Origin of the sequence: Stenotrophomonas sp. GD03794 (genome assembly GCF_029842145.1) — a bacterium.
Taxonomy (GTDB): domain Bacteria; phylum Pseudomonadota; class Gammaproteobacteria; order Xanthomonadales; family Xanthomonadaceae; genus Stenotrophomonas; species Stenotrophomonas riyadhensis.
The window spans coordinates 1-21327 of record NZ_JAOCFV010000026.1 but is presented as its reverse complement, the minus strand read 5'-3'; the positions used below and the strand labels follow the sequence as shown (position 1 = coordinate 21327).

The window sequence follows — 21327 nt, the reverse complement described above, 5'->3', positions numbered from 1 at the left end:
GGGGGCGATCATGCCGCGCCAGGAGCAGCGGAACCTGGCTGGGTTCCCTCAATGGCTAGAACAGTTCGAACCAGACGGACACCGGCTACGCGGGCCACGACACTAGCGCCAAGGTACTGAAGACAGAAAACTGCAGCAACGGGACCGCGGGCGAAGCCGAGATCAAAGACAGTGAGCGTGATGGGAGCCGCCACGGTCACCATGAGTGAGACTACTGCCAGATCCCGGAATGTGAGATAGCGGCGATTGGCATCAAGGACCGCCTCATCATTGCGATGGTCGCGGTAAATCTTGTACCAAAGGCGTTGCTGGGCATCCGGGTCCGACGGAAGAGGACCCCGTCGTGCCGCAACTGCGTCGGCGTCTATTCTCGAATCCTCCTTCAGGTGCCTCGAGAATGCCGAATAGCCAGGCAAGTGATACCTAGTTTTCCAGAAGACGATCGCCGCCTTCAGCTCCGGTGACAACACTGACGTCATCATGTACAGCATCGGGGGCGACAGCACTGTCGTCAGCCCGCCGATGATCATTTTCGGCTCGGCGGCACCCCACCGCCAATCGGGCGTCAGTGCATATGTCAGCAGCGCCATATCGAAAGCTACAAAGGCCCCGATCCACCTAAGCAGTCCTCCTTTTGCAGACACCTCATTCTCCCCGTCGACTAGATTAGCAGGTGGTCGAGATCTCCTTCCCCGACTAGATTATGCCTTCCCGATAGGGGATGTATGTAGAGTGCCCGGGATCTGTCCCCAAGGTATAACCCATGCCTCCGGGGTCAACCTCCGCCTCCCCTGTCGATCCTTCCAGGAGTAGCCGGCCGAGATGCGCCGGTGCTTGGGCGGGGCGCCTGGTTGGTAAGCGCTGTGGGCCATCAAGCCATGCCCGGCGTTGTAGGGGGCTGGCGCCGACCAGTGGTAGCCATGCGTACCGCTCGCCGCGTGCCAACTGGAGGAAGGCTCGCTTTCAACGCAGTGCATCCTTAGTGTTTCGCAGCTTGAAACGATCGGATCCTGATGGGTGGTGTTTGAGGACCAGCTATACGTCTATGACCATACAGGGCTCCGGCCGAAGTCGGACCTACACTCATCTGACTTGATCCCATCCCCACAATGTAGTGCTTGGAGTGGAGGGACCTCGATCTTGGATAGCCATCCAACATCTGCCAACATTCCCCCGATAGACAGGGAGGGTCCCCATGGAACGAGTGATCGAGATCTACCACGACGGTGACTTGGTACGTCTGGTCGACGAGGCTGAAGTCGGAGCAAGGGACAACACATATACGGTTGTTGTGGGGGAGAACGGCGTTGGGAAAAGCCGGCTGCTGTCGGACATTGCTCGTGGACGGATCAAAGACTACGACCTAATGGGTGCTCGGCTCCTAGGCGCTCCCGACTTTCCTGTGGTCATTGCGGCATCAACCAGTCCGTTCGACAAATTTCCTGCTCCGCCTAGGCGACATGCGAGAGCACAGAAGAACTACCGCTATGTTGGCATGCGCGGTGAAGGTATATACGGCGCTTCATCCGCTGTATCGCTGCTGTCTTCCGCAGCTCGCGGGTTGCTATCGAAACTGTCCGAAACTCCACCGAGCTTGAACCTACTGGGTGTTCTGAATTCATTGAAGTTCTCTCCAGTGTTCAACTTTGTCTTAAAGCCCCAATTTGAACGCTCGCTCGAAAGTGACACCTCAACCCGTCACAGGGGTGACAGATCCTCCTTCAAGTTTGGCGCTTACAGGTATAGTTTTGATACCCGCGTCGCATCGATCCTTGAGGCGACCAATAGCTTGCAAGTAGTCCTGAGGGACCTCGACATCGCCTCTGCTCTTATGGATGCGCCTGGCGCGTTGCGCCTCACTGTTGATTTCCGAAGTAGCGTCGCGACTCTTAGCGGGGCGGTGATAGAGCCTAGACATCTTGGCGCAATTCTCAGGTTGTTCGACGAGAACTTGCTTCGTCTGATGGACATTGAGGTGGAGAAGTATCGGCGGCAGTCTTTCAGCCTTAAGCGGGCAAGCTCTGGTGAGCAGTGCTTGCTTGTGTTGATGCTCGGCGTTGCAGGGCACATTCAAGACCACTCTTTGATACTGATAGACGAGCCCGAAATCAGTCTCCACCCAGAGTGGCAGGAGCGCTTCATGGCGCTCCTGCAGTCTGCATTCTCGCATTACATCGGTTGCCAGTTTGTGATTGCCACGCACTCGCCTCAGATCATCTCCAGACTTAGTGGCCCCGGATCCTTCATCTGTCACCTACGCAAAAGGAAGCTCTATCCTGCGTCGAAGTTTCAACATCGCTCCGCAGACTTCCAACTGGCGGAGCTGTTTGACGCACCCGGCATGATGAACGAGTACATCTCCAGGGTATGCTTCAATCTCATCGCCCAAGTGCGCGTCGGCCGCCCATTTACGCGCGAAATGGAGCGCGAGATCGACTGGCTGTTCGAAGTGCGCTCGAAGCTTGATCCTAGCGACAAGCTAATAGCGTTGATCGACTCACTCTCAGCGCTTATCAAGGAGGGGCGGGCTTGATTGACGAACCTGTTGTCTTTAGCCCGGATGCGCTCAATAGAATTGCAACCGTACGTGCTCATCCAGCATATGACCATACGATGTGGTCCGACGCCAGTCTTGAGCCGGTCCGTGTGGAAGTCCGAGATCATTACAGACGCGTGCAACGCTTGGCGTGTGTGTACTGCCTCAACCCCCTATCGATCAGGTCGGCCGCAGGATCTCCCGTCGAGCACATTGCTCCTAAGGCGATGTACCTAGGATACATGTTTGAGCCACTCAACCTGTGCGTCTGCTGTCCTGATTGTAATGAGTACAAGAGCAGCCGGGAGGTTCATGTCGACCCACCCGTCAAGGGTTACGTTCCTGTGGCTTACCCCAATGATCCTGAGAAGTTTAGGATCGTACATCCGCACTTTGATGAGTACTCAAAGCACATTAGGCGGGCCGGCATACTCTACATACCGATGAGCCAGAAGGGCAGCTACACCTTCTATGTCTGCCATCTAGGTCGCTATCTGAGTGAGCTGGGCATGTCGGAAGATCTGTTCAACGACTTGAATGCCGTTATGCAACGTCATAGGTTCCATGAGGGATAAGGGCAGATAGGGCGGTGCAACAGTTCGACGACGCGCCTATGCTACGTCGATGGAGATAACTTCGTCGGAGCGACTGGTTGGTCGACCCAACCGGCAGCCGCCCGGGGGGCTTTTCGACGTAGACGTGGCGGAGAGTAGCGACGCTTGGACTTAGAGCATCAATTGCTACTGATATTGAGCATGATTCTTAGGCTTTGGTACATGACGATATCGAGGCTCTGGACTGTTGGGCAGTAAGTTACCGCATTGGAGTTTCGCGTTGAACAGTACCTCACAGAGTGCCTTTGACTTGGAAGACGCCGTGATGCCACTCCTGCGGGATGGCGCGTGGTGGGATACTCACTCTCCTTACTACCGTTATGCCTATCAAGAAGCCGACGCCTACTTCCTTGCTATGGAGCGGCTGACTGCTGGGGAAGCGCAGTTGGCGACAGTGCGGGGAGCTACCGGGTTCAATGACGTGTTTGCGAATGATGTGCCGGATGATCTTATTGAGCTTCACGAGGCCGCCTATCGCCATGCCATTAGCTGCCATCTTTTTGTGTGCATGGCTCTGGAGGGATTCCTCAACGCCTACGGAGTTCGCCGGCTAGGCGAACGGTTCTACCAGCAAAACCTGGAGCGCGTGGGCATCACAGAGAAGCTCGCAATCTTGGGCGTATGCTGCCGTCAGTGGACCCTCGCGCCTGATTCAGAAGTTCGTAGGGATTTCAGGCAGTTGTTCGACGATAGAAATCGTCTTGTCCATCCCAAGACGAGAGAGATGCGCTGGGACAGGCTCGAAGATGCGCTTTACGGGCATCCTTCAGAGATCGCGCTTCACGAAACTATGGCGCGCTTGGAGAGATGCATCGATTTCCTGTGCGAGGCAGACAACGACATCCATCGGGATTTCTACTTCCGTAGGTAGCGCTGTCTGCATGGATAGGCGGATCTGCTAAGGAGCGGGGCTAGCGCAACGCTCCCCACGCTAGTCCCTGTTGGTTAGGGCAATTGCATTCACCTTCGTTGCTTTCCAACGCGGTTATTGCTGCCATTTGTACCGACTAGAGATAGGAATCGATGACGTATATGTTCTCCCGCGTAGGATCTACATATGTCGTCTCGGGGAAGATGATGTGCTGCGTCTGAACTAGGGAAGGATGGCCTCGACGGGGACCTCTGATTCTGTGTTCGGATCTTGAGACAGCCGCTGGATCCAGAGGCTCTGATCTCTGCGAGCGATTCGTCCGATGCTATCGGTCCTTAATCTGGCTGGCACGCACACTCTTCACCAGCTTCGATACGTGCTCAGAGACCTCGGTAGGGGAGAGCCCCAAGGCAGAGGCGATGAGACAGAACTCCAGAACATCCAGGCGCCGTGCGCCGGACTCAACCGAAGAAACTCTCTGCTGGGGCCATCCCAGATGGGAAGCCAGCTTGGTTTGACTGATCCCCAGCGACTCACGTCGCTCGCGAAGCTGGCCGACCAACCGAAGGTATGCACTTTGGTAGATCGTTTTAGTAGCCATCGGGTCCGCCTGTAGGGGCGGAATGGAATCTATGGCCGAGGCAGCGGATACATGAAAATTGTGTGGACTGGTTCCCGGGAGCTTGCTAGCATCGGAGCTGGTTGAACTGCCGGGGATCGAGTGATCTATGGGCGTGACCAACAGACCCTCATCTCCCCGTGGCCAGACCTTGATGCGCTACTCGTATCGCTTGGGCCGTTCTACGCGTGCGCGTGGTGTGCGCTTGAGCGCTCGACTTCGATCTCCGCACCTGTAGCCGCTGACCCAGCTATTGCGCAGCACTTGTTGCTATTCCTTAAGGCAGCGGGTGTTCTGGCTGAGACGGGCTCGTCAAACGGTTCTACAAGGCGCTCTCTTTACGACCCTGTGAGCTGGAGCTATCGGGAAAGCAGTCAGCTGCCGGACGATCTGGGTGCTTCGCTAACCCATGCACTGAGAGCCTGGTGCCCCTCGCTTGGAGCGCACGACCGTCAGTGGCTTTGGCGTCAGCTTTCCAACCACGAGGTTGCTGCCTATCTCGTGTCACTGCTACGCAAGCATAGAATCGGGATTCAGCACGCCGAGGAGATCTTGCGCGTGCAGGAAGAACGCTGGCGTGAGCTGAGCCTGGGACGCAAGCGATATGTGCTTTGGTCATCAATTCGAGGAGCTGCCAGTCATTTCTTGAGCACCGGCGGCGACGAATCCGCGGCAGTGACCGTGCTGAGCCGCGAGATACGAAGTCGAACAGACTGGCTCTCTCACAAGCAAGCATTGGGAACACTAAGCAAGTCTGACTACAGCTTCTTGCCAGATCCCGCGTGGCGGCGACCGCTGATGGTCGATGTCGCATTGGAGTGCTTGCTGCCCATTGGCGACGACTACTGGCTTGCCCCTCCAGTTCTGGGTGCCCAGCAAGACAGGCCCAGAGCCAGATCGCGTCTCTTACGACGCACTCAAACGTAGACAGGCTCCTATCTCATGCGTCCCACCATCCTTGCCCTCGATCTAGAGGGAACGCTGATCTCCAATGCGGTAAGCCAGATTCCTCGACCAGGCCTTCGCGATTTCCTGGACTACGTTCGGGTCAGCTTCAACGAGGTTGTGCTCTTCACGACGGTGCCTCGGGACAACGCGCTAAGAATCGCATCACTTCTGGCTGAGGAAGGACATGCGCCTGGTTGGTTCGCAGAGGCTCGCTACGTCGAATGGAAAGGTTCTACCAAAGACCTTCGATTCGTGTCTCCCCGCTTGGGCCAAGCCCTGCTGTTGGATGACCACAACCCTTATGTCCAGCCCGACCAACTCCAGTTTTGGGTTGAAGCTCCACTGTTCGCGTCGCCATACCCTGCCGATGACCGCGGTTTACGGATCTCCCGGAGACGCATCGAGGAAAGGGTAATGATGCTTTCCATGTCAGCTGGGCAAGGCGACTGAAGCTAACTTGTGAAGGCGCCTAGAGGCCTCTTGGCTCTCTACGTGAAGGCACCAACCAACTAATCGGCGAAGTCTGCATGACCAGAACCAGTCTTTCCAACCCTCTTCAGATAGCAACTCTCCCGGTCGGCCGACGTGGAGGAGCCATAGGAGTCACTTTCGCTCCAGGCAAGCATCAAGAAGCTGCAATGACTGGCTCTTGGTCGCGAGATCTGGAAATGGACCTTCAAGCTATAGGTTCTTGGGGCGCCAACTATCTCATCAGCCTGATTGAGCCATGGGAGTTCAAGGAGCTTCAGATCACTGCTCTACCGGAGCGTGCGAAATCCCATGGCCTACGGTGGTACGGTCTGCCAATTGTGGATGGCAAAGCGCCCGACTCCATATTCCTTCAGAGCTGGAAGGACCTGGAGACGCGCTTCTGCGACGCACTGCTTGAGGGAAAGAGAATTGTCGTCCATTGCAAGGGGGGGCTTGGTAGAGCAGGTACAGTCGCCTGCATGCTTCTCCTCGCAACCAAGACCTCCCTCAGCAGCGAGGATGCGATCAAGCGCGTGAGAGGCGTACGCCTTGGTGCTGTTGAGACATTGGAGCAGGAGGAGTTCCTGCACGAGTGGGGATCTGCCCGCCATCGCCTCTAGGGAGGCTCGGATCAGCTTCCTGCCCATGTAAAAAGACCAACCGTAGAGATAGCTCCAAACGAGTGCCCCTCATTCGCTTTCGGTCTGAAGTAGAGCCCGAGCGCCTGGCAGTACAGCTACAGAGGTTCCTGCAGGAAATACCCGCAGGAACCCAGTGCCCACTCGTCTGAAGGTACTTCAGCCTAGCGGCCCAGTTGCCGACTACGGCGTGTCCCACAGCGAGATTGCTGGACGTCAAGCCATTACGACGGTCTTCGATTCCATGAAGGCGACCAGACCTTCAACGCCGCCTTCGCGGCCAACGCCAGACTGCTTGAAGCCGCCAAAGCCGATAGAGAAATCGGTACGCGGACCATTGTGGCCAACGGTGCCCGCACGAATCTTCCTTGCGACTTCGAAGGCCTTCTTCGGATCGTTTGTGAACACCGCGGCGTTGAGTCCGAAGCGGCTCTCATTGGCGATCCGGATTGCGTCTTCCTCGTCATTGGCAGGAATAACGCAGAGTACCGGTCCAAAGATCTCTTCCTGAGCGATGGTGGACATGTTGTCGACATTGCCGAACACGGTCGGCTCGAAGAAGAAGCCCTTCTCGATTCCTTCCGGCCGCTTGCCACCCGCGGCAAGAGTTGCGCCTTCGGCAACACCCTGGTCTACGAAGCGTTGGACGGTATCGCGCTGGCGTGCACTAGCCAGCGGTCCAGACCCAGTGCCCTCAGCAAGCGGATCACCCAACTTGACTCCCCGGGCGATCTTGGCAAGCGCCTCCACCATCTGATCATGCTTTGCTCGCGGGACCACGATGCGGGTCAAGCTGTGGCAGATCTGTCCGGTGTTGTAGGTGAAGTAGGAGTTGCCAAGGATCTTTGCAGCCTCTTCGATGTCATAGTCATCCAGGATGATCGCGGGCGACTTTCCACCCAGCTCCAGCGTCACCCGCGCGACGCGCTCCGAGGCGACCGCTGCAATGCGCTTGCCGGCGCCGGTGGAGCCGGTGAAGGTGATCTTGTCCACAGCCGGGTTGGCCACCAATTCTTCGGAAACGTCACGATCGGCAGTGACCACATTGATCACGCCCGGCGGCAAACCCACCTCTTCGCAGATCTCAGCAAGCATGTAAGCCGAGCAGGGGGCTTCGGGCGAGGATTTGATTACCAACGTGCAGCCGGCCAGCAGTGCGGGCGCCGTCTTGTAGGCCATCAGGCCTGCCGGGCCATTCCACGGAATGATCTCCGCGACGACACCTACCGGCTCGTAGACCCGGTAGCCAAGATTGCCGGTCACCGAGCGGTGTTCTTCGGTAAATGGGAACGTCGACGCCATCTCTGCGTACTGGCGGAATGCGCCGCTGATGAACAGCCCGATGCGAGGCTGAGCGACCTTGAAGACGATGCCGGTCTCCAGGGACCAGACGCGCGCGAAGTCATCATTCCTTGCCTCCAGGCGTGCCGCAATCTTCTCCAGGTAGCCGGCCCGCTCCTGCGGCGTCATCCGCGCCCACGGTCCGTTGTCGAAGGCATCACGTGCCGCATCGACTGCGCGCTGCATGTCGACAGAGTTCGCTTTGGGTACCGATGCAATCACGTCTTCGGTAGAGCAGTCCAGAACGTCGAACGTTTCATTCGAATCGGGTGCGACCCACTGGCCACCAATGAAAAGGCGGTCCGGATGCTTGAGGTCGATAGTGCGTTTCATGTTCTTCTCCAGGTTTGATGAGTTCTGTTGAATAGTGTTGAGGAGGTTAGAAAAGGAACACGCCTTTTCCACTGGCTTGCTTGTTGAAGTCGGCATAGGCCTCGTTTGCCTGTTCCAGGCGCCATTCGCTGGTGAACAGGTCGTCGACCTTCACGCCATGGCTTGCGATGAAGCGCGCGCATTCGTCCATGGCAGTCTCGGACAGCGTGAAGGAGCCGATAACGTTCCGCTGCTTGCCGATCAGGTCCCGCATGACGTCGATCTTCAGTTCTCCGCCCACCGCCACCAGGGCAGTACGGCCCCAGGTGCGTGTGCTTCGAATGGCCTGGGCGCGAGGAATAGGCCCGCCGGCGCAATCGATCGAGCAGGACACGCCTCGGCCAGTCGTGAGCTTGTGGATCTCTTCAATGGGGTCTGAAGTACTTGCGTCGATGGCATGTGCGACGCCGAAGCGCTTTGACTGGGCAACCCGTTCCGCATTGATGTCCACACCGAAGACTTCAATCCCCATGGCAGCCGCCATCTGCGCTACCGAAAGGCCCACCGGGCCCAGCCCGTACACGGCCAGCGTATCTCTGGCGCTGATGTCCAGGCGTTGCAGCGCGCCGTATGCGGTACCGGTACCACAGGCGATCGCCGCACCGCCCTTGAAGCTCACATCGGCGGGCAGGTGCACCAGCGACGTCACCGGAACCTTCATGTAGTTCGCGTGTCCGCCATCCCCCAACACGCCGTAGATCTTGGCGCCCTGGTCGCAGAGCTGAGTCCATCCCGACCTGCAGTGCTCGCAGGTGCTGCATCCGTCGTAGTGGAAGACGATGACCCGATCACCCTTTTTGAACGAGCCGCGTTCGCTGCCTGGGCCGATCTCTGCGATGACGCCACAGGGCTCGTGCCCGCCGATGATGACGTCCGACGTCATCCTGCTACGCATGCCGAGCATGTCCAGGGCTTCGGCCATGCCATGCCGATAGTAGTGAAGATCCGTGCCACACATCCCCGAGGCCTTGATCTCGATGATGGCCTCACCTGGGCCCGGCACGGGATCTGCGAAGTTCATTACTTCCACTTCGCAGTTTCCCTTGAATACCATTCCGCGCATTACTCTGTTCCTCTTCTTCAATGGATGAAGCGATGGAGGTTCCTTTGCATGGCGATGCTAGGCAGCTCTGGCGCTTCGAAAAAGACGGGAGGGATTGACGCAGTGTCAATCCATGATTGCCAATTCGTGCTCTGAAGATGCGTTTGGTCATCCCGGGCCGGCTTCTGGCACAGGTGTGTGATGCTTCGGCTTTCTGATGCGATTTAGCGGATGGATCTCTGCGCCAAGGCAAAGACTCCCGAGAATGCAATGACGATTGCCAGCAGCACGTAGCCGTCCTGGATGCTCAGGAAATCGACCTGTCGCATCAGCTCGCGATAGATCTGTGCAATGGCATCCATCCGGGCTTTTGCCAGATCGCCGCTATGGACAACCAGGCTTGCTGCCAGTCGGTCGAGATGTTCGTTGAAGTTCGGGTTGTAGTTGCTCACGTTCTCCGCAAGCCGGGAGTAGTGAAGCTGGGATCGATGCTGTTCGAGCGCGATGAACGTTGCCGTCGAGAACGACAGCGTTAGTTGCTTGACGACGTTCTTCAGCCTGTAGGCATGGCTGTAGTCATCCGCCTCGAACATGCTGAAAGTCACTGACGCGACGGGCAGCGCCATGGTCAGAAGTAGCGCGCCGCGGAAGAACAAAGGTGGCACCAGCCACTCTTGGTTTGTGTTCGGGGGAATCGCGGTGAACCAAGCGCAGACTAGGAATGCCACAACATAGCCAGGCAGGATCAGCCATTTCTTCCGTGGCAGCAGCGGCGACACACGGAAGTAGATGAAGACCAGGGGCAGCGCTAGCAGTGCGGTTGCGCCAACGATCTGGCCAGCCTTGTCGACGGGATAGCCTAGGCCGCCTTCTAGGAAGCGCGACGTGAGAAAGTTCAACGCATTGTTTGCGTAGTAGAAGCAGACATACATCACCAGCCCGGTGCGGAAGGTCTGCTGCCTGACGGCATGGAGCCGCAGCAGGGGCCTTTGATGATGCCATTGGTGATGCGCGAACCAACTGAGTGCTGCGATCCCTGCCAGCGCACTGGCGACCAATGCCGGCGAACTGGCAAACAACTCGAATCGCACCTGCTGCATCGAGATCTGCAGCGCGGAGATGGCAACGGCGAAAAGGATGTAAGGTCCGGCATGGCTCTCACCGTGCTCCTCCTGGGGAAGGACGCCCAGGTCAGGCAGCGCGACGTAGGCCAGTATGGCAACCGGGATGGCAGCGACGGCTGTTGCGATGAACAACGCGCTCCAGCCTTCCTGTACCACCAGATAGCCGCCCACCAGTGGTGCAAGTGCGCTTCCCAGAAGGATCAGAGAGAGAAACTTTCTCAGTCCTTTTGCCCGTTGGGCACCCTCTGTGCCCCGCTGCAGTGCGATACGACAGGCGCTGAGCATGGGGCCCATGGCATAACCCTGAAGCCCACGGGCGAGCATCAGTTGGAAGGCAGACTCCGCGATGCCCGCTAGCGCGGCGGTCACAGCAAAGAGGAGCAGAGAAGCGGTGATGTATCGCCGGTAGCCCAGCCGTTCCACCCACCACTGCTGCTGAACGATTCCCAGCACGGAGGTGATGGCGTATGCGCTGCTTGCCCATACCAGCTCAGATGAGCTGGCACTGACGCCACCCGCGATGTGGCTGGCGAAATAGGTGAAAGCGGCGTGGTCGAAGTAATCCAGCGCCACGGTCAGAGCGAGGGCCCAGGTCATCAAGGCTGAGACGGACTCGCGCCCTCGTGAATCCCCGTCCTGAGACAGAGCAGCGTCCACGACTTAGCTCTCCTGGCCTTCGCCCGCCGCCCTCTTGCTCCGGGCGAGAATCCGCTTGCCGCGCATTGCGTCTTGGCTCTGGCCAGAGAGTCGCTCGTTGACGTAGTCCAGATCGTCATTTAGTTCGGTGCGCAGTGCTTCGGCCTCTTTCAGCTCCTTCCGTGCCGCGGCGATGCGCGCATCCAGGGCCGCGATCTGCTCACTGAGGCCTTGGGATATCTCGCGAAGCGAGGCGTCCGCGTAGATCGTGCTGCCATCATCGAGCGTCTCAACTGGGCGCTTGAGCATCTCGGCGATGCCCTGCAGCGAGAAGCCAAGGGAACGCAGGCGAAGAATCCGCGCCATGCGCGCGAGATCTTCCTCGCTGTACAGCCGGTAGCGGCCGTCGCTGCGCTGCGGAACGACCAGGCCACGCTCCTCGTAGTACTTCAGCGTCCTCGGGGTCACGCCGAGCCGTTCCGCTGCGTCTCTTACGGTGATCGAGGGCTGGGTATCGCTGCTGGTCATGACATTGGCCCGATGCAAGATGCACGTAAACGTATACGTTCACGTACACCTTTGCAACGGACGGCTGTTCAGACTTTGGATCCAGACAGCTTCGTGAGGGACCTGCCGGGCGCTATGCCGATCGCATTTCCACCAGCAGATCGATCAGCGCCCTGACCTTGGCCGGCATCTGATCTCGGGAGGGGGCATAGATGTAGAAGCCTGGGAATGGCCGCGACCAGTCCTGAAGCACCGGGATCAGCCGTCCGGACTCAAGGTGCTGGCGGAGCGCGATGTCCATGTGCTGAACCAGGCCCACGCCCTGCAGCGCGGCATCGATCATGGCTTCGTCATCGTTGGTGATGAACGACCCCTGGGGTGAAACCGAGAACTCGTGGGACTCCGGCTCCGGGCTGGTGAACTCCCAGCCGTGAATCGCTCCAGTGGCCATGCTCCTGAACCCGACACAGTTGTGCGAAGCCAGATCCGTGGGAGTTCTGGGAATGGGATTGCGCTCGAAATAGGCTGGTGATCCTGCAACCACCAGCTCGATCTTGGGCGAGATGGGAACAGCGATCATGTGCTCGGCCAGGCTCTCACCCAGCCGGATCCCCGCGTCGGCACCTTCGGCAACAATGTTGGATAGGCGATCGTCCATCATCAGCTCGAGCTTGAGCTCTGGATAGCGCCTGCCCAACTCAGCCAGATGGGGCTGTATCAGGTATTTGGCCGCCACGTGAGACGTGCTGATGCGTAGCAGGCCTGACGGCGCTCCGCCCGCCGCGCTCAGCTCCCGAAGCGAGCGCTCGATAATTCCCAGTGCCGGGCTGACGCTGTCAAAGAGACGTTGACCATCCTCCGTGAGCGACATATCACGCGTCGTTCGGTACAACAGCTTCACGTCCAGCTGCCGCTCTAGCGTTTTGAGGCTTTGTGACAGAGCCGCCTTCGATACGCCAGCCTCATTGGCAGCCTTGGTGAAACTTCGATGCGTGGCGATGTGGGTGAACCACGCCAAGGCGGGGAGCAGGGAGGGATCCATCTAGGCGTCTCTACTGTAAACAAATTTTTGACTCTGCGGTCGGAATTACCATCTTGTTCCGACTCAATCGCTTTCTTACTCTTTCCCTGCCGGCGACGCAATCCCTTTCGCCGTAGCGATGCAACAACGGCATTTGACCGCAGCCCCTACCCGAGGACGCACCATGGAAAGCGTAAAGATCCGCAACCCCGACATGTACTGGGATATTGCTGCAGATATCCACTTCCCCCCTGGCTTCGACAAGTCCAAGCGCTACCCCACCATCATCAGCGCGCACCCGATTGGCAGTTGCAAGGAACAGACCTCCGGCAACGTCTACGGCACTGCACTGGCCCAGGAAGGCTTTGTTGTCATTGCCTTCGACGCGAGCTTCCAGGGCGCCAGCGGCGGTGAACCGCGTTTCATTGAGGATCCGACGTTGCGAGTGGAGGACTTCCGCCACGTCGTCGACTACCTCGTGACGCTTCCCTACGTCGACGACGCACGCATCGGCGTTCTTGGTATCTGCGGCGGCGGTGGCTATTCAATCAACGCCGCAATGACCGAGCGCAGGATCAAGGCCGTCGGCACCATCACCGGTGCCAACTATGGCCGCCTGTTCCGCGAAGGATTCAGCAACTTCGACCCGATCGGTGCATTGGAAGCGATCGCCGCTCAGCGCACCGCTGAAATGCGTGGGGAGGCACTGCGGGTTGATGATCTGTTGCCGCCGTCCGTAGAGGCGGGCCGCCAGGCCGGGATCAAAGAAATCGATGTCCTTGAGGCAACGGACTATTACCGCACTCCACGGGGGCAGAAGCCACACGGTCTGAATCGGTCGCTGTTCTCCCATCAGGGAGCGGCGGTAGGCTGGGATGCCTTCCATCTGGCCGAAGTTCTGCTGACTCAGCCACTCATGGTTGTCGTGGGCGACAAGGTCGGTGGTTTCGGTGCATATCGCGATGGTTGCGAGATCATCGGTCGTGCCGCGTCCAAGAAGAAGGAGCTGGTCGTCATTGAAGGCTGGTCTCACTACGACCTCTACGACAAGCCTGAGCCGGTCGGCCAGGCACTGGCCAAGCTCGTCCCGTTCTACAAAGACAACCTGTAACCAGACGCGACGAGCACCACTCGATCTCCGGTCAGGGCAGAGCTCTGGCCGGGGAGCCGGACAGCGTCCTGCGCTTCGCAATGAAGCGCCGAAATCTGAATCCAGGAAGAAAGATCTATGGCACGCATCGAACAAGATCGCCTTCGCGAGGCGATGCAGCAGCTTGCCGCCATCTCGCCGGAAGACCACAACATGGTCAAGGCCTTGGCGGGCATCATTCGACCCCTCCGGAGCTTCCTGCATAAGGATCCCTCCGATCACGGCATGACTGAGTGGGAGGATCTTTCGATCCCGTCCGACGATGGAACGCCACTTGAGGCTTGGCTGATTCCAGCCAAGGGCGGAATGAGCAATAAGCTGATCATCTTCAATCACGCCTCGCCCATGTGTCGTTCCGGCTTCCCGGGCCACTTCGGGCCGCCCTGGAGCAACGTGGATGATGGCGAGATCGACTTCGTACTTCAGTACAAGCATCTGACCGACGCTGGCTACAACGTACTGACCTACGATCTGCGAAATCATGGAAACAGTTCGGCTGCCAACAATGGCGTCAGTGGGCTTGGCCAGTGGGAATGGCGTGACTGCGTCGGCGTGAAGCGCTTTGTGGATGCGCACCCTCTGCTTGGAAAGATGCAGGTGGGGCTCTTCAGTCAATGCCTGGGAGGAATCTCCCAGTACGTCGCCATCTCAAAGCACCCGGAACTGTTTGAGAACGTTCTGTGCATGTGCAGTCCGATGGTTCCCACTCCCGAGGGCTTGGTGAACCGGGCCACCGAGCGAATGGGAATCGAGCGCTATCGGGAGCTTGTCGATCTTGAGTTCATGAAGTTGGGGGGCTTCCCAGCGGCTGCGATGAGCCCCCGTCCCTATGCCCCAGACGTGCAGATGCCGGTTCTGATGTGGCAGCTGACCGATGACGCTGCGGCGCCCAACCCGCGGGATGCCCAAGAGACCTTTGACTTGATCGGCAGCGCCGAGAAGCAGCTCATCTGGATCGATGGTACGTCGCGTCGCTTCAAGGATGGCTACAACTGGTTTGGCAGGCATCCAGAACTTGTTCTTCAGTTCTTGGATAAGCACATGCGCTGAGGCATTAGGTCTCGAGATACATACGACAGAGTGAGATTAAAAGACATGAACAACGTACTTGTACTTGGAGCAAGTGGGCAGATCGCCCGTTGGGCAGTCCAGATGCTAGGCCAGTACCCGGACGTCGAGCAGACCTTGTATCTGCGGAACCCAAAGAACGTCACAGGCAGCGAGCCTGCCAACGCGAGAGTGGTCATCGGCGACGTTCTGGACAAGAAGGGCTTGGCGCTGGCAATGCACGGTAAGGACATTGTCTACGCCAACCTCGCCGGCAACGTGGACAAGCAGACCGAAACCATCATTTCGGTGATGAAGTCGCAGGGTGTGAAGCGCCTGATCTTCGTCAACTCCCTGGGGATCTACGATGAGGTGCCTGGTGCCTTCGGCGAGTGGAACAAGGAAGAGATTGGCCAGTACCTGCCGCCCTATCGAACCTCGGCCGACCTGATTGAAGCCTCAGGCCTCGACTACACGATCATTCGTGCGGCGTGGTTGACCGACGAAGATGAGGTTGACTATGAAACGACCGAGAAGGACGAACCCTTCAAGGGCACGGTCATTTCACGCAAGAGCGTTGCGGATTTGGTTGTGAAGATCATCGAGAACCCCACTCTCCACAGCAGGGGCAACATCGGCGCAAACAAGCCCGGGACCGATGGCGACAAGCCCTACTTCATGTGAAGGGTCGAATTGCTCAGCCCCGATGTTCGGGGCTGGGCGGCGACTTTGATAAATGTGCTCAGCTCCCATGAAGAATCCGATGCTTGAGAAGTTCGCCAAAGTGGCCGCGGTTGAACTGGGGACCGCCGCCGTATCCTTCGCCGCCCAGGCGGCCGAACAATGTGGCTCGGAGCCAATGCGCGACTACCTGGCGCAGATCAGATTCCGCGTTGGATCGTCCAGCAATGAAGAATTCTAGACGGAATTCACAACTTCGCGTCTCAGGCGCCTCGTGAGACCCTTCCTCCGCTAGCATTCTTACCTCCCGAGAACTTACGAACCGGGTGGAGATCCTGGGTCGCTGTAAGCAACGACCCGATCGCAGTTTGAGACAGCGGAGTGGACAGCCTCTTGGACAGCATTGAACGCCGCGCACTGGATGCACTGAAGCGTCTGGTGGCTGGAAAGCCAACTCATCCAACCATCAGAGCAAGAATGATGGCTGGCCACAAGATCATCTTTGTACGTACCGTCGCAATCGAAGCGGGCATAAGCCGTAACAATTTCCGCCCCGGCTTGGAACGCCACGCCCACGTCTACGAGGCAATCCAGAGAGCCAGCAAGGAGGAGACCCAGACAGTCAATGGGGCTGCACTGGAGCAGGCCCGCTCGGAGATCGCCAGGTTGCGCGAGCAGCTCCACAAGAGTGATCTGCAGAATGCTTCGCTCAAGTTCGAACTCAATCGTCTTCGTAGTTCGCCGGTTCATTCAGACTCTGACAACGTGACGGCGTTTCGTCAGAATCGGCGGACACGACCTCGCTAACCTCAGTCAGTCGAGCGAGGATGCTTCTGCTCTGTGCGACCCGCCTTCCAGCAGCAGAGCCTTTACTGAAGGTTTGTCCGCGTTGTTCCTCCGCGACGAGACGCTCATTCGCCTTCAACCTTTGCTCCCAGAAGTCCTGATGTTCGGGAAGGATTACGCAGCACTGACACGATGAGCAGAGACCTGGTGATCGAGCGCCAAAGTTGGGGCGTGCAGCCCGAGGCAGCATTGCAGCTTGCGAGTTGCAGCTGGACTTGCCAGGAATAATGTTGATAAGGCAACTTGCGTACGTACCCGTCCAGAGGCGGATATCCGCAAGCTCCACCAATGCTGCGGCCTTCTGGAGCGAATCTTCACCCTCCATTTTTTCCACCAGCTGCGTGACCGAGCTTGCATGCTTCTTTAGGAGCGCCGCTGCCGGCCCTGCCACCACCATCTTTCCGGCGCTGATCTCAAGCATCATGCGGGCAGTCTCCATTGTCCGCTCACCCTCAAGCTCTGCGAGCAGCTCTGGATCGTTGCCAATGTAGCCGTGGTCTGTGATCTGCTCGCTCATGTGGCGGAAGTGATGTCGTAGCTGAGTGATGAGCTTCGGATTGGATCTATAGACGAAATGGGCAAAGGTGGGGCGCCAACGCTGCGGACGCACTGCGCGCACCAGGGAAATTGCTTGTTCCTTTGAGATGCCTAAACGGCGCACCAGAGCATTCGCCGCGAACTCACGCTGATGGATGGCATGCTTGGCCGTATGCATGCGCCCAACGTTCGACGCATCAGTCGGCAGTGACTTCGCAGAAGTGAACGAAAGGAGTAGATCGCTTCTTCCCGACAGCTCTCTCCAGTAGGCGAACAACCTACAGAGCACGTCTACAGCGACGACGATAATTGGCAAACTGTTCGTCCCCGACGGTCGAAAGCCCGCGGTCCAGCGATGCTGGGTTTCCTGACGCTTGGCAGAGATCCCAACCAGCGAGAAGATATCCATCACCAGATCTGTCGATCGGCTGGTCTCCACAATGCCTCCGCCAATCGCCGCTTCGTTTGAGACTTTTAGTCCCATCAGCTCATGCGACCTAATTCCAGTGCATCCCTGGATGACGGTCGTGCACGCACTCTGCATCTCTATGATCGCTCTTCTGAGTACTTGAAGCCCGCTCACTTCGAACTCGCCGTATTCCGTCGTCCTTTCATAGGGCTCAAGGGATTCGTGCCAAGCCAATCCTGTCAAAGGATTGGTACTCATCTCAAAGCGCTCGATTCGAGATCGAATTTCCTTCAGAACTTCATTCCTTCTAGGTCCTGTTTGCGATCTCGCCTGCTCTAGTGCGGGCATCACATCGTTAACAAGATCTACAAGATCTTCCGCTCCACACTCAATCCACATCTGTGCCTCGGACAGAGCGGGGACGGAGATGTCGTCTTCAATTGGGCCCAGGCGGCCATTCTTCTGGAGGCCCAGGGAATGGACCACTACGTTGTAGGTGCTCCTCCCATCAAATGGTGCCTCGCTAGGTCCTGCAATTGGCCTGCTCTTGCACACTCGAGACACAGTGTGAAACTGAACGAGAGGATGCAGAAGCTTGAAGGCAGACGAGAACGTCCATTTGCGCTCACGTCCCTGCACGTTCACTACGTCGGTGTACTGATCATCTAGCTCTTCCACGTACTCCCAGCTTAGTGCCGAGGTCATTTCACGAATGCTCTTCAGTCCGCGAGAGACCATGAAGACGGCAAGCTCTCGTAGACCCATGAAGGTACTGGGAATGCTGCCGACTTCCATACGGATCCCGGCATCGTCTGCCGTAATCGCGGTTTGCATGAAGTTCTGAAACTCCAGGAGAAGCCCTTTGTTCTGGATGTCCGTGAACTTCGACTTCGCCCCAACCTCAAACTCCCAGTCGAGGATTACCTCTTCCCGGTTGGAGCCAGCGAGGTCATACGCGAACCGCCAGAGCTTCGAACTGGCTTCGACATTGAACTTTGGGTGGAGGAACTTCGATTCTTCGTTCAGCGCGCTACTTGGCACGTTCTCATCTCGCATTAGTGGCAGTTGAACTGACGGCTGGTCTTCTATTCGAGCGACGGCAGCGTCGCCAGAACGACTCGACTGGCTGCTTCCCGGTTCTTCTCGCTGTCGACCGCGGGGATCCACTTGGTGGTCAGGGTTTCGTAGCTGTCGCTGAACTTGCTCTTCCAGATCTCGATGCCAAGCTCGCCAATGCTCGACTCGTAAAGTTCTTTGAGCTGGAGGAACCTTGCTAGTGCATAAGCCTTGTTCGCGTCTGAAGCGGCTAGCGGGCAGGCCGGGCATTTCGCGTAGCTTGCGCACATCCTTCCCTCCCGCTCTCCAAACTGGGGGCTCTGAAATACATCAGCACAGATGAAGCCAGGTGTAGCAGCCGTCCGATCGTGCTGTGTAGTGCTCCTCCGAGAGTCAATCTTTCCTCCAGAGTTGATGAACCGCTGGTGCGCTGCAATAGCTCCCGCTAGCTTCTCTGCGCCTCGCTTCTGCATCTCCCAGGTCTGATAAGAATCCTGTCCAGTAGAGATTCGCTTGTGGCCCAGTAACCTCTTCAGCTCGAGCGCATCACCTCCCGATAGCTCGTCGATCAAGTTGGAGAATGCGAGCCTGCTGTCTCTGGTCGCTGAGTACTTAATGTTGCGAACCTCGCAGAACTTCATGATGAAGTTGGCGACCTTGGTGTTGTAGTTGTCGTTGATTCCGGCATAGCTGTCGACGCGGAGTCCGCGACGATTGTTCTTCCCACCCTCAGAGGTGACGTGCATAAACAGGTCATCTTGGATCTGGGGAATTGCGAAGCTTCGAATTCGAGCAGTCCAATCTCTCACGAACTGGATAAGGCGTTCGGGTGCCAACTCGTAGTCGCTGGCAGGAATGGCGCGCCTTTGCGGGGCACCAATCTGGCTGGGCCCGGCCCTTCTTTTGGACGATTTGATTAGAAGCCTGGCTTCTCCGAGGAACTCGATCGGGACAATCCCACTCAACGTCAGCTCTCGCAGAGTCTGCTCATTGAATCCCGTGTGCATGCTTAACAGCAGAAAGAAAGGCACTAGGTCAATGCCGATGGGATGGGCGATTCGGCGTAGTTCGACGTACTCATCCTCCTTCATATCCCTCAGGCCCGGCAGGGTTCTGACTGTCTTGAGCAGCGGATAGTTGCCGCCGAACTCATCGAGTATCCAGGCTACCTTCGCTTCGGGACTGGAAGTTCTAGGCTTTCCACCGTCCATCAGCGCCGCTAGCTCCTCATGCAGCCTGGGTAAGGATGTCCAGACATCATCCATGGTCTCCTTCGCCTGTTTGGCAGCTGCGGTCATCACCACCCCAAGCCTTTCGGTCGGGTCTTCCTTGGGCATGCTGACGGCCGGTTTCCCGGCAAACGGCTGGTGAGCTACTGATAGGCGTTTCCAAGCCGGGTCCAGCTTGTGCAGCGCCTCAGCCACTTTCTTGTAGGTCTTGTGATAGTTCAGCTGTGTGTTGATCGAGAACCGCTTTTTGCCATCCTCAGTTGCATCGAGGAACTCGACGAAGGCGCTTCCGATGCCCTCGGGGACGTCGCTTGGAGAGTTGATCTCTATTCGATGCTCCCGCGCAAATTTCACGAAGCCGCTGATGAAGTTGTTTGCTGAACTACTTCTGGTAGACCTAGCGTCGTGTCGAAAGGCGAGGCAGTAGGCTTGGGCAAAGATTGGCGCCGCGGTGCCTATTTGCTTCCAGCGGGTGAGGTTCACGATGTTCGGCTCTAAGCCGGCTTCTCTATCGAAAACCGCCACCATCTTCTGATCGGTAGTATCAACCCTCCACCCATACTGAGTTGTGCTCTGAGCATCCTGCTGTGGAGAGGCTTGGCGTTGGCGATCTTGCTGCGGAGTGTGCCTTGCATGAGAGATTCGTTTACCAGCCATCGGACTCAGTTGGTTCAGCGATAGAAGTGTCCACTCGTACTCTAAGTGGCGGTACTGCACGGAGGGCTTATGCCTGAGCTCATTTCAAGCTGGCGTTGATTCTTTGCAGGATTTCGCTCTCCAGCTCGCTGTAGTGAGCCTCGCAGCTTCGGAGGTAGATGGACTCAGTGGTCTGACGCATGGCATGACCGAGAACCAGCTGGATGTACTTGATGGGATCTGGATCGCCGGCTGTCTGTCGCGCCACATAGGTGTGTAGGGCGAACGTGTGCCGGAGCGCGTGGACCGTGATTCGCTCGCGGGATGCACGCTCATAAGCTATATCGTCTTTGCTTGCCAGCTTCTTCAGATACTCGTCTCGCGCTCTGGCGAAGACGCGATTGAGTGTTTCGGGAGTGACTGGTTTGCCTTTGTAGCGCGAGTTCTTGGTCCTTTGAACGAAGAGGAAGCCGTGGTCCATTCCGCCCCTGGCTGTCCTCGGCCCAAGTAGGCGGGCTCTCTCCTCCACGGCATATCTTTTGAGCGCGTTGAGAAGCCAGACGGGAACCGGCACCTTCCGCTTCTTCGATCCCTTGCCCATCACCTGGATCGCGACTTGAACAAAGTTGTCCTTTCCATTCGTGATCGCGTTCAGGACTGTCTGAACTTTCAGATCGCAGACTTCTGCTCTTCTAAGTCCAGCATGCCTGCAGAGCTCTGCCATAAGGCGTGGGCCGGTCAGACCATCGTTGATGATGAGTTCCCCGTCCTCCACATGGGTTGGACTGGGCCCAAGCTGATCGAACACACCATTGAGTGTGTCTATATGCAGCGCGGTAACGTGTTCGTCCGCCTCATTGAGACCCGGAAGCTTCACTCCAACGTCGAGGTTGAGAGCGGTGCCCTGTGGCGTCTGCACCTCCACGATAGCGAAGCGGTTTTTCAGGTAGCCACGGCTCTGGCAGAACCGGATTGCCTTGGTCAATGTTGACCAGC

Annotated in this window: 18 protein-coding genes; 8 read left to right on the top strand and 10 right to left on the bottom strand. The window is 57.6% G+C overall.

The annotated features are described in order from the left end of the window. Positions 1–8 precede the first annotated feature (8 nt). Positions 9–590 (bottom strand): hypothetical protein, encoded by a 582-nt coding sequence (locus tag N5D91_RS14515; RefSeq protein ID WP_180854284.1) that lies wholly within the window; start codon positions 588–590, stop codon positions 9–11. Between the two features lie 605 nt (positions 591–1195). On the opposite strand from N5D91_RS14515, the gene N5D91_RS14510 reads away from it, so the two are divergent. Beyond that, the gene (locus N5D91_RS14510) at positions 1196–2533 is read left to right on the top strand and encodes an AAA family ATPase (protein ID WP_219634964.1); all 1338 of its coding nucleotides are present in this window, start codon (positions 1196–1198) and stop codon (positions 2531–2533) included. 837 nt (positions 2534–3370) lie between these two features. Further along, positions 3371–4021, top strand: a complete 651-nt coding sequence (locus tag N5D91_RS14505; protein WP_180854285.1) for a hypothetical protein — start codon at positions 3371–3373, stop codon at positions 4019–4021. Between the two features lie 325 nt (positions 4022–4346). Here N5D91_RS14505 and N5D91_RS14500 read toward each other — a convergent pair whose 3' ends face one another. Then, positions 4347–4622, bottom strand: coding sequence for a helix-turn-helix transcriptional regulator (locus tag N5D91_RS14500; protein ID WP_180854286.1), 276 nt, complete (start codon positions 4620–4622; stop codon positions 4347–4349). 960 nt (positions 4623–5582) lie between these two features. On the opposite strand from N5D91_RS14500, the gene N5D91_RS14495 reads away from it, so the two are divergent. Both N5D91_RS14495 and N5D91_RS14490 read left to right on the top strand, forming a co-directional pair. Then, on the top strand, positions 5583–6038 hold the full coding sequence (locus tag N5D91_RS14495) for an NIF family HAD-type phosphatase (protein WP_180854287.1): 456 nt from the start codon (positions 5583–5585) through the stop codon (positions 6036–6038). A gap of 188 nt (positions 6039–6226) precedes the next feature. Next, a complete protein-coding gene (locus N5D91_RS14490; protein ID WP_258011530.1) occupies positions 6227–6679 on the top strand; it encodes a protein-tyrosine phosphatase family protein in 453 nt (150 codons plus the stop codon). 234 nt (positions 6680–6913) lie between these two features. Here the strand turns inward: N5D91_RS14490 and N5D91_RS14485 are convergent, their stop codons facing one another. The 5 genes from N5D91_RS14485 to N5D91_RS14465 all read right to left on the bottom strand — a co-directional run bounded on the left by N5D91_RS14485 (position 6914) and on the right by N5D91_RS14465 (position 12761). After that, complete coding sequence (locus N5D91_RS14485) at positions 6914–8371, bottom strand: aldehyde dehydrogenase (protein WP_180854289.1); 1458 nt, start codon at positions 8369–8371, stop codon at positions 6914–6916. A 46-nt stretch (positions 8372–8417) separates the two neighbouring features. After that, positions 8418–9431, bottom strand: a complete 1014-nt coding sequence (locus N5D91_RS14480) for a zinc-binding dehydrogenase (RefSeq protein WP_219634966.1) — start codon at positions 9429–9431, stop codon at positions 8418–8420. Between the two features lie 245 nt (positions 9432–9676). Continuing rightward, on the bottom strand, positions 9677–11233 hold the full coding sequence (locus N5D91_RS14475) for an MFS transporter (protein WP_219634969.1): 1557 nt from the start codon (positions 11231–11233) through the stop codon (positions 9677–9679). Between the two features lie 3 nt (positions 11234–11236). After that, a complete protein-coding gene (locus N5D91_RS14470; protein WP_180853448.1) occupies positions 11237–11740 on the bottom strand; it encodes a MerR family transcriptional regulator in 504 nt (167 codons plus the stop codon). Between the two features lie 112 nt (positions 11741–11852). Then, positions 11853–12761, bottom strand: a complete 909-nt coding sequence (locus tag N5D91_RS14465) for a LysR substrate-binding domain-containing protein (RefSeq protein WP_180854291.1) — start codon at positions 12759–12761, stop codon at positions 11853–11855. Between the two features lie 163 nt (positions 12762–12924). Here N5D91_RS14465 and N5D91_RS14460 point away from each other — a divergent pair, with 163 nt between their 5' ends. The 4 genes from N5D91_RS14460 (at position 12925) to N5D91_RS14445 (ending at position 15859) form a co-directional block, all read left to right on the top strand. Then, a complete protein-coding gene (locus N5D91_RS14460; protein ID WP_180854292.1) occupies positions 12925–13851 on the top strand; it encodes an alpha/beta hydrolase in 927 nt (308 codons plus the stop codon). Positions 13852–13968: 117 nt separating this feature from the next. After that, a complete protein-coding gene (locus N5D91_RS14455; protein WP_180854293.1) occupies positions 13969–14940 on the top strand; it encodes an alpha/beta hydrolase in 972 nt (323 codons plus the stop codon). 45 nt (positions 14941–14985) lie between these two features. Continuing rightward, positions 14986–15621, top strand: a complete 636-nt coding sequence (locus N5D91_RS14450) for an SDR family oxidoreductase (RefSeq protein ID WP_180854294.1) — start codon at positions 14986–14988, stop codon at positions 15619–15621. Between the two features lie 79 nt (positions 15622–15700). Next, positions 15701–15859 (top strand): hypothetical protein, encoded by a 159-nt coding sequence (locus tag N5D91_RS14445; protein ID WP_180854295.1) that lies wholly within the window; start codon positions 15701–15703, stop codon positions 15857–15859. A gap of 480 nt (positions 15860–16339) precedes the next feature. Here the strand turns inward: N5D91_RS14445 and N5D91_RS14440 are convergent, their stop codons facing one another. The 3 genes from N5D91_RS14440 to N5D91_RS14430 form a co-directional block, all read right to left on the bottom strand. Beyond that, positions 16340–18466, bottom strand: a complete 2127-nt coding sequence (locus N5D91_RS14440) for an integrase (protein WP_180854296.1) — start codon at positions 18464–18466, stop codon at positions 16340–16342. 29 nt (positions 18467–18495) lie between these two features. Then, positions 18496–20223, bottom strand: coding sequence for a hypothetical protein (locus tag N5D91_RS14435; RefSeq protein ID WP_219634971.1), 1728 nt, complete (start codon positions 20221–20223; stop codon positions 18496–18498). Between the two features lie 208 nt (positions 20224–20431). After that, positions 20432–21327: site-specific integrase (locus tag N5D91_RS14430; RefSeq protein ID WP_279907121.1), on the bottom strand; the 896-nt coding region annotated here is incomplete at its 5' end.

Coding starts and splice junctions, on each gene's coding strand:
- N5D91_RS14515 (WP_180854284.1), bottom strand. CDS start 590: ATGGCGCTGCTGACATATGCACTGACGCCCGATTGGCGGTGGGGTGCC.
- N5D91_RS14510 (WP_219634964.1), top strand. CDS start 1,196: ATGGAACGAGTGATCGAGATCTACCACGACGGTGACTTGGTACGTCTG.
- N5D91_RS14500 (WP_180854286.1), bottom strand. CDS start 4,622: ATGGCTACTAAAACGATCTACCAAAGTGCATACCTTCGGTTGGTCGGC.
- N5D91_RS14495 (WP_180854287.1), top strand. CDS start 5,583: ATGCGTCCCACCATCCTTGCCCTCGATCTAGAGGGAACGCTGATCTCC.
- N5D91_RS14490 (WP_258011530.1), top strand. CDS start 6,227: ATGACTGGCTCTTGGTCGCGAGATCTGGAAATGGACCTTCAAGCTATA.
- N5D91_RS14485 (WP_180854289.1), bottom strand. CDS start 8,371: ATGAAACGCACTATCGACCTCAAGCATCCGGACCGCCTTTTCATTGGT.
- N5D91_RS14480 (WP_219634966.1), bottom strand. CDS start 9,431: ATGAACTTCGCAGATCCCGTGCCGGGCCCAGGTGAGGCCATCATCGAG.
- N5D91_RS14470 (WP_180853448.1), bottom strand. CDS start 11,740: ATGACCAGCAGCGATACCCAGCCCTCGATCACCGTAAGAGACGCAGCG.
- N5D91_RS14465 (WP_180854291.1), bottom strand. CDS start 12,761: ATGGATCCCTCCCTGCTCCCCGCCTTGGCGTGGTTCACCCACATCGCC.
- N5D91_RS14460 (WP_180854292.1), top strand. CDS start 12,925: ATGGAAAGCGTAAAGATCCGCAACCCCGACATGTACTGGGATATTGCT.
- N5D91_RS14455 (WP_180854293.1), top strand. CDS start 13,969: ATGGCACGCATCGAACAAGATCGCCTTCGCGAGGCGATGCAGCAGCTT.
- N5D91_RS14450 (WP_180854294.1), top strand. CDS start 14,986: ATGAACAACGTACTTGTACTTGGAGCAAGTGGGCAGATCGCCCGTTGG.
- N5D91_RS14445 (WP_180854295.1), top strand. CDS start 15,701: ATGCTTGAGAAGTTCGCCAAAGTGGCCGCGGTTGAACTGGGGACCGCC.
- N5D91_RS14440 (WP_180854296.1), bottom strand. CDS start 18,466: ATGCGAGATGAGAACGTGCCAAGTAGCGCGCTGAACGAAGAATCGAAG.
- N5D91_RS14435 (WP_219634971.1), bottom strand. CDS start 20,223: ATGGTGGCGGTTTTCGATAGAGAAGCCGGCTTAGAGCCGAACATCGTG.